The organism is Streptomyces kurssanovii (assembly GCF_040677245.1).
In the GTDB taxonomy this organism is placed as follows: Bacteria; Actinomycetota; Actinomycetes; order Streptomycetales; family Streptomycetaceae; genus Streptomyces; species Streptomyces kurssanovii.
This window is the reverse complement of the sequence record NZ_JBFAQK010000003.1, coordinates 237,010-252,081: the sequence shown is the minus strand read 5'-3', so window position 1 is coordinate 252,081 and position 15,072 is coordinate 237,010. Positions and strand designations below refer to the sequence as shown.

Annotated in this window: 9 protein-coding genes; 3 read left to right on the top strand and 6 right to left on the bottom strand. The window is 70.1% G+C overall.

Annotated features, from left to right (window positions below; all coding sequences use genetic code 11):
* Positions 1–53 precede the first annotated feature (53 nt).
* From AB0K36_RS04835 to AB0K36_RS04820, 4 genes are all read right to left on the bottom strand, one after another.
* The gene (locus AB0K36_RS04835) at positions 54–1,103 is read right to left on the bottom strand and encodes an ABC transporter permease (RefSeq protein WP_364588309.1); all 1,050 of its coding nucleotides are present in this window, start codon (positions 1,101–1,103) and stop codon (positions 54–56) included.
* Complete coding sequence (locus AB0K36_RS04830; RefSeq protein WP_307709964.1) at positions 1,100–2,071, bottom strand: ABC transporter permease; 972 nt, start codon at positions 2,069–2,071, stop codon at positions 1,100–1,102. The genes AB0K36_RS04835 and AB0K36_RS04830 overlap by 4 nt, the downstream gene beginning before the upstream one ends.
* Positions 2,068–3,894, bottom strand: coding sequence for a sugar ABC transporter ATP-binding protein (locus AB0K36_RS04825; protein ID WP_435877777.1), 1,827 nt, complete (start codon positions 3,892–3,894; stop codon positions 2,068–2,070). Before AB0K36_RS04825 ends, AB0K36_RS04830 begins: the two co-directional genes overlap by 4 nt.
* Positions 3,895–3,977: 83 nt before the next feature.
* Entirely contained in the window at positions 3,978–5,063 is a 1,086-nt protein-coding gene (locus AB0K36_RS04820) for an ABC transporter substrate-binding protein (protein WP_364588306.1), read from the bottom strand.
* A 553-nt stretch (positions 5,064–5,616) separates the two neighbouring features.
* On the opposite strand from AB0K36_RS04820, the gene AB0K36_RS04815 reads away from it, so the two are divergent.
* Positions 5,617–8,883, top strand: coding sequence for a LamG-like jellyroll fold domain-containing protein (locus tag AB0K36_RS04815; RefSeq protein WP_364588303.1), 3,267 nt, complete (start codon positions 5,617–5,619; stop codon positions 8,881–8,883).
* Between the two features lie 170 nt (positions 8,884–9,053).
* On the opposite strand, the gene AB0K36_RS04810 is transcribed toward AB0K36_RS04815, so the two are convergent.
* A complete protein-coding gene (locus AB0K36_RS04810; protein ID WP_364588300.1) occupies positions 9,054–9,905 on the bottom strand; it encodes a phytanoyl-CoA dioxygenase family protein in 852 nt (283 codons plus the stop codon).
* Between the two features lie 111 nt (positions 9,906–10,016).
* Between AB0K36_RS04810 and AB0K36_RS04805 the strand changes: the two genes are divergently transcribed.
* Positions 10,017–11,036, top strand: a complete 1,020-nt coding sequence (locus AB0K36_RS04805) for a LacI family DNA-binding transcriptional regulator (RefSeq protein WP_364588297.1) — start codon at positions 10,017–10,019, stop codon at positions 11,034–11,036.
* A 284-nt stretch (positions 11,037–11,320) separates the two neighbouring features.
* On the opposite strand, the gene AB0K36_RS04800 is transcribed toward AB0K36_RS04805, so the two are convergent.
* A complete protein-coding gene (locus AB0K36_RS04800; RefSeq protein WP_364588294.1) occupies positions 11,321–13,783 on the bottom strand; it encodes a beta-L-arabinofuranosidase domain-containing protein in 2,463 nt (820 codons plus the stop codon).
* Between the two features lie 531 nt (positions 13,784–14,314).
* On the opposite strand from AB0K36_RS04800, the gene AB0K36_RS04795 reads away from it, so the two are divergent.
* Positions 14,315–14,857: an MOSC domain-containing protein gene (locus AB0K36_RS04795; RefSeq protein WP_364588425.1), complete on the top strand. Its 543-nt coding sequence runs from the start codon at positions 14,315–14,317 to the stop codon at positions 14,855–14,857.
* The last annotated feature ends 215 nt before the right edge of the window (positions 14,858–15,072 follow it).

The following is a 15,072-nucleotide window of genomic DNA, read 5'->3' as shown; positions in this document are numbered from 1 at the left end:
GTCGACCGGGCGGCGGCCCCCGGTCCCCCGAGGTCCGCGGGCCGCCGCCCGGCTCAAGCGGTTCTTCGGCTTCGCGCCAGGTACCGCTGCGCCACCACGACGACGATGAGGAATCCGCCGCTCACCACGGACTGGTAGGACGAGTTGAGCGAACCGATCTGGTTGATGAGGTTCTGGATCACCGCCAGCAGGAGCACGCCCCACAGCGTGCCGCTGAGGGAGCCGGCGCCGCCGACGAGGAGAGTCCCGCCGATGACGACGGCGGCGATCGCGTCGAGTTCCATGCCGACGCCGATGATGGTCACGCCCGACGAGAGCCGTGCCGCGTTGATCGCTCCGGCCAGGCCGGCCAGCAGTCCGCTCAGCAGGTAGACGGTGAGCTTGACGCGTGCCACGGGAAGCCCCATCAGCACGGCGGCGTCGCTGCTGCCGCCCACCGCGAAGAGTGTCTGACCGAACGAGGTGCGCTGGAGCACCACGCCGCCTGCGGCGAAGAGCACCAGGGCGATCAGGATCGGGTAGCCGAAGCCCCACACGCTGCCCTGGCCGAGCTCGGCGAACGCCGAGTCCTTGGGCACCAGATAGGTGGTGGCGCCCTCGTCGGTGATGGCGAGCAGCAGTCCACGGGCGCCCAGCAGGGAGGCGAGCGTGACGATGAAGGGAGCCATGCCCACGCGGGCGATGAGCACTCCGTTGAGTGCGCCGATCGCTCCGCAGACCACCAGCGGGACCAACAGCGCCGGGAGTACGCCCCATTGGGACGCCCATGCCGCGAGTACGCCGCCGAGGGCGAAGACGGAGCCGACGGACAGGTCGATGCCACCGGTGATGATCACCATGGTCATGCCCAGCGCGACGATGGCGAGGAAGGACGCCTGCACCGTCACGCCACGGGCGTTGTCGAGCGTGGCGAACGTCGGGTAGACGAAGGAGGCGATCAGGACGACGAGGAGCAGGACCGCGAGCACGCCCTGCCGCTGGACGAGCGAGGCGACGCGCTGCCTGCCGGACACGCCGGCCTGGGCCTCCGGACCGGCCTGCCCGCCGGTCCCGGGGGACGGTGCTCGTGTCCCGGCGGGGTCGAGAACTGAGGAGAGTTTCATCGGGATCGGCGCTCCCGTGCGACGTAGACGGCGACGATGATGATGGCCGCCTGGGCGATCTGGGCGGTCGAGTCGGGCAGGTCGTGCTTGACGAGCGTGGCGCGCAGCAGCTGCATCAGCAGCGCGCCGGCGACGGTGCCCAGCACGCGGATGGAGCCACCGCTGAGCGGTGTCCCGCCCACGACCACCGCGGTGATCGCGGACAGTTCCATCAGGTTGCCCAGGGAGGATGGGTCGCTGGCGGTGAGGCGGGCGGTGGCGAGGATGCCGGCGAGCGCCGCGAGCACGCCGCACAGGATGTAGACGCCGGTGAGAACACGCTTGACGGGCAGACCCGCCAGGGCCGCGGCGGGCCGGTTGCCGCCGATCGCGACGACCTGCCGTCCGAAGGTGGTGCGGTGGACGAGGAAGGCGACGGCGAGCGCCAGTACTCCTGCGATGAGTACGACGAGCGGGATGCCGAGGAAGCTTCCGGTGCCGAGGGCCAGCAGGTCGGGGTTGGAGATCTGCTTCAGCTGCCCGTCCGCCATGACCAGGGCGATCCCGCGGCCTCCGACGAACAGCGCGAGTGTGGCGACGATGGGTTGCAGGCCCACCACTGATACGAGGGTGCCGTTCACCGCGCCGACCACCGCTCCCGCGAGGAGCGCGATGAGCAGGGCGGGAACGAGACCGTAGCCGAGGTAGAGCGGCAGTACGGCCGCCGCCAGGGCCATGGCGGAACCCACCGACAGGTCGACGCCCTCGGTGCCGATCACCAGCGCCATGCCCAGAGCCACGATGACGACCGGGGCGACCTGGATCAGCTGGGTGCGAAGGTTGTCGGCGGTGAGGAAATGCTCGGTGAAGAAGGCGTTGAAGAGGAGGAGCGCGGCCACCGCCGCGTACACGCCGTACTCCTGGAACCACGCGGGTCCGGGCAGCCGTGGCAGGCTCCGCCCCGGCGCTGCGGGGGCGTGGGTGGTCATCGGAGGTCCTCCTTGACGGCCGGGTCGTCGGCCGGGGCGTGGGCCGCGAGATCGGCGTGGACATCGCCTGGGGCCTGGTCAGGAACCGGGGCCGGGGCCGGTTCCGGGTCCGGTTCCGGGGCCGGTTCCGGGGCGAGCGGGTCGGTGGCGTCGGTGTCGGCGTGTGCGCCCCCGCCTGCATCGGCATCGGCGTCGCTGTCGGCGTCGGCCTCGACCTCGACCTCGGCGTCGGTCTCCGCCGCCGGCGGGGCCGGCGCGGGCGCGTGGTCGGCGAGCACCGCGAGCAGCGCCGCCTCGCTGACCTGGTCGCCCGTCAGCTCGCCTGCCGTCGCCCCGCCCCGCAGGACCACGATCCGGTCCGACCCTTCGATGAGTTCCTCGATGTCGGAGGAGATCAGCAGCACGGCGAGCCCTTCCTGCGCGAGCTCGTCGATGAGCGCCTGCACCTCGGCCTTTGCACCGACGTCGATGCCTCGGGTGGGCTCGTCGAGCAGCAGTACCTTGGGCTCCAGACACAGCCAGCGGGCGAGCAGCACCTTCTGCTGGTTGCCGCCCGACAGTTCGCCGACCTTCTGCTCGGGGCTCGACGCCTTGATGCGCAGACGCTTCATGAAGATGTCGACGATGCGGTCCTGCCGCTTGCGGGAGACGATGCCGCCGCGGGAGAGCCGGGGCAGTGCGGCGAGCACGATGTTCTCGCGTACCGAGAGGCCCGGCACGATGCCTTCGGCCTTCCTGTCCTCGGGCAGCAGGCTGATCCCGGCGCGGATGGCGCTCGCGGAGGAGATCCGGCGGAGCACCCGGCCCGCCACGCTGATGTTTCCCTTGTCCAGGGGCAGCGCGCCGGCGAGCGCCTTGGCCGTCTCGCTGCGTCCCGACCCCAACAGGCCGCCGAGACCGAGCACTTCGCCGGGGTGCAGATCGAGCGATATGTCGTCGAGGCGGTGCCTGCTGGTCAGTCCGTCCGCGGTGAGGACCGGCTTGCGCGCGATGTCGTGGCCCTCGTCGCCGAAGCTGGTCACGCCGTGCCGGCGGACCTCGGTGATCTCCCGGCCGAGCATCATGGACACCAGCTGCACACGCTCGAGGTCCGCCAGGTCGCCGGTGTGGATGTGCCGCCCGTCGCGGAGCACGGTGACGCGGTCGCAGACGCGGTACAGCTCGTCCATGCGGTGGCTGACGTAGAGGACGGCGATGTTCTGCCGGCGCAGATCGCCGATGACCCGGAACAGGGTCTCGACCTCGCGCGGCTCCAGGGACGACGTGGGCTCGTCCATGATCACCACTTGGGCCCTGACCGACACGGCGCGGGCCAGCGCGACCATCTGCTGGGTGCCGACGCCCAGCGTGTGCAGGGGCCGGCGGGGATCCACGGTGACGCGGAAGCCTTCGAGCAGGGTGGCGGCCTCGCGGTGCATCCGCCCGAAGTCGATGAGCCCCAGCCGGGTCCTCGGTTCGCGGCCGAGGAAGATGTTGCGGGCAACGCTCATCAGGGGGACGAGGTTCACCTCCTGGTAGATCGTGGAGATGCCGGCCTGCTGCGCCTCGAAGGGCCGGGCGAAGTGCACGTGCCGCCCTGACAGCAGCAACTCTCCGCCGTCGGGGCGGTGGACGCCGGTCAGTACCTTGATCAGCGTGGACTTGCCCGCCCCGTTCTCGCCGACGAGCGCGTGGGTCTCTCCCGCGCGCAGGGTGAACGAGACGTCGTCGAGGGCAACCACGCCCGGGAAGCGTTTGCTGACGCCGCGGGCCTCCAGCACCGTCGGCGTGAGTGACGGCGGTTCGCCGGTCGCCGCGGACGCTGCCGCTTCGGGGGATGCCATGAACTCGGCCTTCCGGAGATCGTGTGGGATGGTTCCCGGGCCGCCGCGGGCACGAGCACCGCGGCGGCCCGGAGCGAGCTCGGTCAGTACGCTCCGCCGATGGACGCCTTGGCGTTGGACTCGTCGTAGGCTCGGTCGCTGATGATCACGTTCTCCGGGATCTCCTCACCGGCGTAGAACTTCTGCGCGGTGGCGAACGCGAGCGGACCGAAGCGCGGGTTGGACTCGATGACGGCGTTCATCTCGCCGTTGACCAGGGCCTGGACGGCATTGCGCGTGCCGTCGATGGACACGATCTTGACGTCCTTGCCGGGCTTCTTGCCGGCGGACTTCAGGGCGGTGACGGCGCCGAGGGCCATCTCGTCGTTCTCGGCGTAGACGGCGGTGATGTCCGGCTTGGACTGGATGAGCTGCTCCATGACCTGCTGGCCCTTGTCGCGGGCGAACTCGCCGGTCTGCTGGGCGACTATCTCCAGACCGGGCGCCTTGGCGGCGACCTGGTCGACGAAGCCCTTGGTGCGGTCGGTGGTGACGTTGTTGCCGGACGCCCCGAGGAGGATGGCGACCTTGCCCTTGCCGCCGGTCGCCTTGATCATCGCATCGGCGGCCCGCTTGCCCTGTTCGACGAAGTCCGAGCCCAGGAAGGCCAGATAGTCCTTGCAGGCACCCGCGTTGACCTTGCGGTCGATGGTGAGGACGGGGACCTTCTTGGCCGCGGCGGCCTTGAACGCGGGCTCCAGGCCGTCGGAGTTCAGCGGGGCGACGATGAGGAACTGGGCGCCCTGGGCGAGCATGTCCTGGATGTCGCTGATCTGCTTGGACAGCTGGGACTGCGCGTTGGTGGTGAGCAACTTCTTGACGCCCACCTTCGCGGCCTCGTCCTTGATGGACTGCGTCTCCGCGATACGGAAGGGGTTGGCCTCCTTCTCCGACTGGGAGAAGCCGACGACCGCGCCCTTCAGGTCGAGCTTCGGGGCACCGTAGGTCTCGAGCGTGCAGCCGGAGCCGGAGCTGCCGGCGGGCGTCTCGGCCGCCTGGGCGGCCTGGCTGCTGTCACCGCCGGCGTTGCTCGGGGTCTCCGACTTGGCGCAGCCGGACACGGCCAGTGTCGCGGTGGCGGCGAGCAGACAGGCGACGGTGAGCGAGCGAGATCTCTTCGGGATGGTCATCTCAGGACACTCCTAGGCGGGGTGAGCGCACCGCCGAGTGGCGTGCGGTCGGGCGGCGTGGGTACGGAGAGTCAGCCTGCGACCGGTCCGGCAGGCTCGGTCGGAAACAACTCCGACCTGGGGAAAGGAAGGTGGAACGCGTCCGAGCGGCCGTTGGCGACCTCGGGTTTACAACGTTATATAGCCGCCGGTCGACATGCGGCAAGGGTGTTGCGCGACGTTTCCCAAAAGCGCCGGGACGAGGACCTGTTGACGACCGGAGTGACCCCCGGAGCCGTCCTGCGCAGGGCCTGGACAGCCGCCGGGCGGCGTGCTCTCATTCCGCTGCACACAGTTTTCCAACGATGGAACAGTGGTCGGCGACGGACGCCTGCCGCTGTCTGCGCCGGTGCCCTGCCCCCGTGGGCGGCCGACGGCCGTTCACCCGCTCCCACGAGCGGGCCCGGCCCCGGAGGCCGCTCCTCGAGGGCGGACACCCCCCATCACCGGATCCCATCTGCGCATCCACTCCTCACAGGCCCGGCTCCGATCCCTCTGTGCGAGGAAAGATTCGATGACAAGACAACTCACCCGACCCCGAACCAGGTTGTGGGCGCTGCTGACCGCAGCCGTCCTGACGCTGCCGGTCAGCAGCCTGGTGCCCACCGCGTCGGCCGCCGAGCCGATCGGCACCGTGTCCGCGTCCGCCGCCGAGACCGCCGCCATCGAGGTGCACGGCCTCAAGGGCGAGTACTTCAGCATGTCGGCGCCCGGTGCCCGGGACTTCGCCGACCTCGGCGGCGTATCACTCGATCCGCAGATCAACTTCCCCGGCCTCGCGGGCACTTTCGAGTCGCTGACCGGGCGCGCGGAGCACACGACCGCCCGCTGGACAGGCATGATCGAGGCACCCGCCACCGGGGACTACACGTTCTACGGCATCGGCGACAACGGCTTCCGGCTGTTCATCGACGGCAGGCCCGTCATCGACCACTGGGAGCCGGACTGGGACAGGGAGCAGACCAGCGCACCGGTCAGGCTGACGGCCGGCGAGAAGCACGAGTTCCGCCTGGAGATGTTCCAGGACTTCGGCGGGGCGAACATGTTCCTGCGCTGGTCGAGTCCGGCGATGGGCAAGCAGCTCGTCCCCGAGTCGGCCTTCACCCCGCCCGCCGGCTTCCAGGTCTACCCGGTCGAACTGTCCGTCACCGAGGACGGTCGGCGGCTGCGGGCGCGGTTCGAGAACGAGGTCGGCGACATCGAGGCGGTCAAGGACCACCTGAAGATCGAGGCCGACACGACGGCCATGCCGATCAAGTCGCTCGCCGTCGACTCGGCCGATCCCGACTCGCTGCTCGTCGACCTCGCGGCGCCGATCCAGAAGAACCAGCAGGTCAAGGTGACCTACGACGGTGAAGGCGGCCTCAAGGCCGGCGCTGAGACCGTGCCGCAGATCGTCCGTTCGGCGCAGAACGCCTCCACCCACCGGCTCACCACCACGTGGGGCGACAAGGTCGACAAGAACAACCCGCTGCCCGAGTACCCCCGCCCGCAGCAGGTCCGCGGCAAGTGGAAGAACCTCAACGGCCCCTGGCAGTTCAGCGGCGCCGAGGCGGGTGAGCAGCCGGTCTTCGGCAAGGATCTCGACGAGAAGATCGTCGTGCCGTTCCCGGTCGAGTCACAGCTGTCCGGGCTCGAGCGGCACGAGGACCACATGTTCTACCGCAAGCTGGTGAACGTGCCCAGGGACTGGAAGGTCGGCAAGGGCAACCGGCTGAAGCTCAACTTCGGCGCCGTGGACTACCGGGCCCGTGTCTGGGTCAACGGCAAGCAGGTCGCCGAACACACCGGCGGTTACAACGCCTTCAGCGCCGACGTCACCGACGCGCTCAAGGGCACCGGACCGCAGGAGGTCGTCGTCGCGGTCACCGACACGGGCGGCGCGAACCAGCCGATGGGCAAGCAGTCCACCAACCCGGGCGGCATCTTCTACACCCAGACCTCGGGCATCTGGCAGACGGTCTGGATGGAACCCGTCGCCGACGCCTCGATCGACAACGTCGTCACCACGCCCGACATCGACACCAGCAGCCTGGCCGTGACCGTCGAGTCCGACGACGCCTCCGCGAACGCCCGTGTCGAAGCCGTTGCCCGCGACACACGTGGCAACGTTGTCGGCAAGGTCAGCGGTCCGGCCAACAGCAAGCTGCGGTTGCCCGTGGCGAAGCAGCACCTGTGGACCCCGGACGACCCGTACCTCTACGACCTCGACATCAAGCTGACCGACGGCAGGTCGACCGACAGGATCGACAGCTACTTCGGCATGCGCGAGGTCGGGATCGAGAAGGTCGGCGGCTTCCAGAAGCTCGTGCTCAACGGGAAGCCGGTCTTCTCCCTCGCCACGCTCGACCAGGGCTTCTGGCCCGACGGCCTCTACACCCCGCCCAGCGACAAGGCCCTGGCCTTCGACCTCCAGGCTCACAAGAAGCTCGGCTTCAACGCCGTCCGCAAGCACATCAAGGTGGAGTCGCCGCGGTGGTTCTACCACGCGGACCGGCTCGGACTGCTGGTCTGGCAGGACTTCGTCTCCGGGAACATCACCGACGAGACGGGACAGAAGGCCTTCGTCGACCAGGGCCGGGAGATGATGCGCCAGCATCACAACTCCCCCTCCGTCATCGGCTGGATCGTCTTCAACGAAGGCTGGGGCGAGTGGAACCGCGAGGAGAGCGGACGCATCGCCGAGTCGGTCAAGGCCGCCGACCCGTCCCGTGTCGTCAATGCCCACAGCGGCGTCAACTGCTGCAACTCCAAGGGTGACTCGGGCAAGGGCGACATCATCGACCACCACGACTACAACAACACCGACCCGGCCTTCCCCGACGCGAACCGGGCCGCGATGGACGGCGAGCACGGAGGCTTCACACTGCGCACCCCGGGCCACATGTGGCCGGGGGCTCCCACGGTGATCTACAGCGGTGTGGCCGACAAGGACGCGCTCACCCGCAAGTACGTCGAGAACACCGAGAAGTTCTACCTCGAGCAGGCCGGCGCAGAACTGTCCGGCTCCGTCTACACCCAGATCTCCGACCTGGAGAACGAGCTCAACGGGCTGTACACCTACGACCGCCGGGAGATCAAGGTCGACCCGGTCAAGGTGCGCGAGGTCAACCGCAGGATCATCGCGGCCGGCGCCGCCGCGGGCGAGCATGACGAACTGAAGGGCGGCGGGTACTGGGCCCTCGACGAGGGCCAGGGAACCACCGCACGGGACGTGGGTCCCAACAACAAGCCCCTGGAGCTCACCGAGGGCACCACCTGGACCCCGGGCGTCAGCGGAAGCGCGCTGAAGTTCGACGGCCAGGGGCAGTTCGCCCAGACCGAGGGCCCGGTGCTCGACACCACCAAGAGCTACTCCGTCTCCGCCTGGGTCACGCTCGACGCGGTCCCCGGCAACTACGCGACCGCCGTCAGCCAGGACGGCCGCCGCCAGGAGAACCCGTTCTATCTGCAGTACGGGCAGGGCGCCTTCGCGTTCAGCACACCCGGCGGCCATCGCGCCCGCGTGGAGACGGTGCCCGAACTGGGGCGCTGGTACCACCTCGTCGGCGTGCGCGACACGGTGAGCAACGACATCAAGCTGTACCTCGACGGCAAGCTGGTGGCGACGGCCGAGCCCGGCCCGGCCGACGTCAGCACCGGCCCTCTCGCCGTCGGCCGCGCCCGGTGGAACGGCGGGAACGTCGACTTCTGGAACGGCGCGATCGACCAGGTCCACGCCTTTGACAAGGCACTCACCGCGGAGGAGGTGAGCGCTCTCCACACCGGGGAGAAGTCGTAGCGTCACGGGCTGACCGGTCCCGGCGAGCGGCGCCGACCGCTCGCCGGGGACCGTCGTGCGCGGCGGCTCCCTTCGACCGAGGGAGCCGTTCGGGCGCCGTTCGCAGGCCGCCGGCGCTTCATGGCGGCTCCGCCGGCCGGTCGCTCCGCGCCCGGGAGCCGTGAGCAGCCTCAGGCGTCGCCCATGACCAGGCCCTCGATGGTGTGCTTCTGGGTCACGGGTGTCAGCGCCTCCACGACAGGGCAGTCGAGGTGCCGGCGCACACGCTCGGAGAGCGTTTCCCAGTACGCGCGGGTCACGGCGGTGTCGTGACGGTCGCCGTTGGTCGCCTCGGGGCCGTCGACGCCGAGTACCAGCACGGGCCGGGGCCGTTCCGAGTGGTTGGTGGTTCCGCGGTGGACCGTCAGCGCGCTGCGGGCCGAGATGTCGCCACGCTGCGGGAACTTGCGCACCGCGCGCTGCTCGTAGCGTGCGTGCTCGGCCTTCGGCGGGAACATGCCGTGTGCGAAGTGCGGGCCGTCGTCCCACTGCGTACCCGGCGCGATCTCGAACGGGCCCATGTCCGGCGTCGTGTCGACCGTGGTCACGTTGAAGGCGAGCGAGGTGTAACGGCGCTCCCTCCGTGTCTCCTCCGGCATCGGGAAGTCCCGGTGCCACGGCTGGTCGACGGCGCCCGCGAGCGGTACGTCGAAGCCGACCTCGACGATCCGGTAGTCAGGGCCGAGGACGGCGGCGCACAGGGACCGCACCCAGGGGTGGTCGACGAGGTCCACGAAGCCGCGGATCTGTTCCGGGTGGATCTCCACGTAGTAGCGGTTGGGTCCACGGCCGACCGCCCCGCCCGGCCGCTGGAGGGCTGCCTCGAAGGCGGCGGCGATGTCCTCCCCCAGCCGGTCGGCCCATTCAGGGTCGAACGCGCCCTTCCGGGCCGTGATGCCGTCGCGGTAGAGAGCCTCCACATCCGCGCTGACGTCCACCTCCGGGTCGGCGACGGGGCTTCCTGGGAACACGGGACTACTCATGTATGCCTCCTCGCACAAGCTGTCACCGCCATATTGCATCGTTGAATGCAACGTTGCAATACCCAGGTGGGCGAGGCATCGAAGCGGCCGGGCCCGTGACACGATGGGGCGGTGAGCAGTCGTCTGAAGGATGTCGCCGCCCGGGCGGGCGTGTCGGTGCGAACGGTCTCGAACGTGGTCAACGGCTCCGCCTCGGTGGCCGAGGACACGCGCTTGCGCGTGCAGGCGGCCCTCGACGAGCTCGGCTACCGGCCCAACCTCGCGGCCCGCAGCCTGCGCGCGGGCCGGACAGGCTTGATCGGGCTCGCCATCCCCGAAGTGCGGTCCCCCTATTTCGGCGAGCTCGCGGGGCTGCTGGTGGAGGCGGCGGAGCGACGTTCCTGGACGGTGATCATCGATCAGACGCGGGGCGACGCCGAAGCTGAACGCCGCCTGCTGACCCGGGCCGGCGGCCGGGTCGTCGACGGGCTCGTCATCAGCCCCTGGGCGCTCGGCCCCGAGGAACTCACCGCCGCCGCCCGCTCGACGCCCGTGGTGCTGCTCGGCGAGCGCAGCCCAGAAGGGCTGGTGGACCGGGTGGCCGTCGACAACGTGATGGCGGCGGACCAGGCGACCACGCACCTCCTGGAGTCGGGGCGGCGGCGCGTCGCCGCCCTCGGCCTCCAGCCGCATCTGCGCAACGGCACCGCCGAACAGCGCCGGGCGGGCTATCACCAGGCACTTGTGCGAGCGGGAATCACACCGGACCCGGCCCTGGAGGCAGAGGTCTCCGCCTTGCACCGTGCGGACGGGGCGAGGGCCATGGCACAGCTGCTCGACGGGGCCGGCCGGCCGGACGCCGTGTTCGCGTTCAGCGACGAACTGGCCCTCGGCGCGATGCACATGGCCCGTCTGCGCGGGCTGGACGTGCCGGGGGACATCGCGTTCGTCGGCTTCGACGACGTGGAGGACGGCCGGTTCGCCAACCCCGCGCTGACGACCGTCGCACCGGACAAGGAGCAGATCGTCGAGCGGGCACTGCAGTGTCTCGCCGACCGCATCTACAGCCCGGGCAACGCCGTTCGGCCCCTCGACGTCGTCGTGCCTCACCGGCTCGTGGTCCGGGCCAGCAGCGACGCGCCGTCACCCTGACCCGGGGCCGGCCGGCAGCGGAACCCGCCCGCACCCGTGCCCGCCCCGCACCGACTCGGCGCGTCCGGCGGTGTCACGTGGCCGGTCCCGGCGACGCCGGGGGCGGCCGGCCGTACACACCGCCGGTCCCCCACGCACGGACAGCGTCTGGTCGGCAGAGGGCGCGGGTGCCGGTGGATCTGGCCGGGCGTGGGTCGGCGTCGGTGGGGTGTGACGGCATTGGGCGACGGGGACGGGGCGGCGGCGCACCGCCCCCCTGGCGCCCGGCATCGGGTGCCCGCGTCCTACCGCTGGGCGGAGGGCGCACGCCAGGCGAGTACGCCGCCGGAGAAGTCGTCCTGGAGGCGCACCTCAAGACGCAGCGCGGTGGTCGTCACCGGTGCGAAGGTCACCCGGTTGAACCGGTCCTTGGCCGTGCCGTACTCCGTGGTGGCCGCCACGGGACGCCATTCGCCGGCGGCGTCACGGTGCAGGAGCTGCCAGGACCCGGGGACGCGGCAGCGTCCGACGCCGGTGTCGTCGAACCAGTACACGGAGACCTCGTCCACCGGCCTCGCGGCGGCCGTCTCGTACTGGACCCACTCGGTGGTGCCCGTACGGTCCCACCAGGTGAAGCGGGGCACGGAGTGGTCACCCGAACCTGACGGTTCCGTACCGGCGTTGAGGATCAGCGCCTGGGGGCTGTCCACGCCGCTGAACGACGCGCTGCAGGAGATCCATTCGTGGGCGCGCGGTCCCGAACCGGCCGTGGGGAAGGCCGTGATGCGCAGGCGTGCCGCGGCCGAGGGAACGAGCGTCACCGGCTCGAGTGGTTCCGCGGTACGCACGGGGCTCTGCTGAAGGGGCGTGACGACGTCCTGGTCGTCGGTGCTCCATGCGGGGACGCGGCGGGCCCGTGCCCGTATCCGGACCGGGGTACCGGTGTGGGTGAACGGGTTGGCCTCGTCCGCGCCGGTGCGTTCGAGGGTGAACGACTTCGCCGGGGACTTCTCGTCGATCTCCAGGGCGTAGTTCCAGGGTGATCCCGGGTGGACCTCGTACTCCGGCCAGTCCTCCGTTCCGGCGAACCGCCGCCACTGCTCGGCGATCTGGAGGGAGTAGGTGAGCGGGCCGTGGTCCACGGACACGGCGTCGCGGTTGTCGCCCCACGTCCGCACAGTGGTACGCATGGGCAGGCGCAGCTCCACGGTGTCGCGGTCGTGCCATCGACGGTCCAGGACGAGGTAGCCGCCGCTGGTACGGGCGCGCACAGGGCGGCCGTCGAGCCGGACGGAGGGCGCGGAGCACCAGCCGGGCACCCGCAGATAGAGCGGGAAGGACACGTCCCGTGGCGTGGACAGCGTGAACCGTACCCTCTCCTCGAAGGGGTAGTCCGTGTCCTCGGTGAAGGTGACGGTGGTCCCGTCGCCGACCTTGGCGCGCACGGACGACTGCCCGTACAGGGAGGCGCACAGGCCGCCGTCCGCGGAGGCGAGCCAGGCCTCCTGGGCGTAGTAGGGCCAGCCCATACCGTAGTTGTGGGGACAGCAGCGGTAGTTGTGCACGCCCGGCATGTACGCCTGCATCGCGAAGCGGTTGTCGAACTGGCCGTGGTTCTTCGCGCCGTTGTCGAGCTGGACGGAGTTGGCCGAGGTGACGTAGTGGATGCCCTTGTGCATCGGGTCGAGAGCGGCGGGCAGCATGTTGAGCGCCAGCTCCTCGCAGCGGTCGGCCCACACCGGGTCGCCGGTCAGCCGGGTGAGCAGCTCGTGGCTGTACATGTACTCGACGATGCCGCAGGTCTCGAACCCCTGACGGGGGTCTTTGTAGCCGGCCCGGCAGTTCTCGTCGCCGGCGAATCCGCCGCCGGGGAACCGGCCGTAGCGACGCATCACCGTGTCGTAGTTGCGGTACGTGGCGTCCAGCAGGGTGGAGCCGCCGTCGAGGAGGCCGTACTGGGCCGGCTCACGGAAGCCCTGCGCCAGGTTGACGTTGTGCCAGTTGGGAATGCCGGTGGTGTAGTCGGCGGAGTGCGTGTGCACCTTGCGGACGAGGTCCAGCAGCCATGCGTCCCCGGTGCGGTTGTAGAGCCAGTAGACGCTCTCGATGACGTCCGCGCAGCGGTAGGTGCCCCAGCCCAGTGCGAACAGTTCGGGATTCCGGCCGTTGAGGTAGGCGAACCAGCCCGTCAGCGCCTCGATCACCCGCTCGTCGCCGTTGTACTCGTACCGGCTGCGCAGCGCGTCGAGCACCGGCACATAGGGCCAGAAGTCGGGGCCGCCGTTCAGGGCCGTGCGCAGCGCGGTGGGTCCGAAGAAGCCGTCGGGCTGACGGGTGGCGAGAATACGGTCGATCCAGGTGCCGGTGAGTTCCAGGACGCGGGCGTCGCCGGTGACATGACCGAGGTCGCCGAAGCCGCGTAGCCAGTACGGCAGTTCTTCCCATCCGCCACGGTCGGGGTCGGACCAGCCACTGGTCGCCGGATCGAGGAAGTCGGAGACCTCGGGCAGGCGTCCGCCCAGACCGTCGAGCTGCAGGCGGAGCTGTTCGCGCAGCCATCCCCCTGGAGTGATGCTGCCCGGAGGTAGACGCAGAAAGGGCGCGGCGCGCAAAGGGGCGCGGTTCTGCGGGTAGTGGGCCGTGCCGCGGCCGACGAGGCGCACCGGCGGTCGCGGTGCGGCGGCCTGTGCGGGCAAGGCGGCCATGCCGCTGAGCGCGGCGCCGCCGGCGACGGCGACCGTGCTGGTGAGGAACGTTCGTCGCTCCATCTGAATCCCTTCCGAAGACCTTGCGTCGGCGCGGTGCGGGACGGCCGCCGCCCGGCGGGCGGCTCGGGACTCCGGAGTCCTGGCGGGTCCTCGGGTCCTCCGGTGTGACCCTTTCGGGGCGGCGGCGGCTGTACGGGGCCGGGCAGTGCGCCGCGTTCCGGGTGCGGCAGACCTGTTCGAGGGCGCACGGAAGTTACCCGTCGAGGTGGCGGAGTGCGGTGGCCACCGGGCCGGGAGCGGCTCTTCTACTACGTTGGAAATTCTGGCGCAGTGAGCATGAGAGCACGGGTTCATGACCCTGTCCACCCTGCGGAACTCAAGGCGACCGGGGTCTTGCTTTGACGGCCCCCGAGCCTCTATAACGTTGCAAAGTCAGGCGCCTGGCGGCCGGCGCGTTGCGCCGCCTGCGGGCGGCCGCGCTGCTACGGCCGGGCGAGGCCCGGGCTCGGAGGCTCACCGCCACGCGTCGGCGCGAGCCCTCTAGGCTTGCCGGGTTCGAGAACGCATCGGCTACGAGAAGTGGGCACGACGATGGCGCGGGTCACGGCTGTGAGCAGCAACGGGACGTATTCGTTCAGCAAGCCGAACCGCGAGAGCATCACGCTGCTCGCCGGTCTCGGCGTGGAGGGCGATGTCCACGCGGGGGAAACGATCAAGCATCGGTTCCGTATGCGGCACGAGCCGCATCTGCCCAACCTGCGCCAGGTGCACCTCATCCACGAGGAACTCTTCGACGAGCTGGCCTTGAAGGGTTTCACCGTGGCCGCGGGCGAGCTCGGTGAGAACGTCTCCACGCGCGGGATCGACCTGCTCGGGCTGCCCACCGGCGCCCTGCTGCACCTCGGTGAAGAGGCGATCGTGGAGGTGACAGGGCTGCGCAATCCCTGCTCGCAGATCGACACGTTCCAGAAGGGCCTCTTGAAGGAGGTCTTCGAACTCGACCCGACGACCGGGGACTTCGCCTTCAAGTCCGGGATCATGGGCGTGGTCCGGCAAGGCGGAACCGTCCGCCCCGGCGACACGATCGGCGTCGAGCTGCCTGCGGGGCCGCACCGTCCGATGGAACGCGTCTGAACGCCATCGTTCGGGTCTGCGGTCATCATCACCGTACGCCGCCGACCTGACGCGCCTGGTCCCTCCGCCGCCGGGACGCCCGCCCACCCTGCATCGGACCACTTACCGGCAGAGCGGTTCGCCATCTGAAGCCATCGGCTGGGCCGCAGGCGATCAACACCGAGCAGCGCCACATCGGGATCACCGACGAACTCCGGCTCGGTCGGACTGATCGC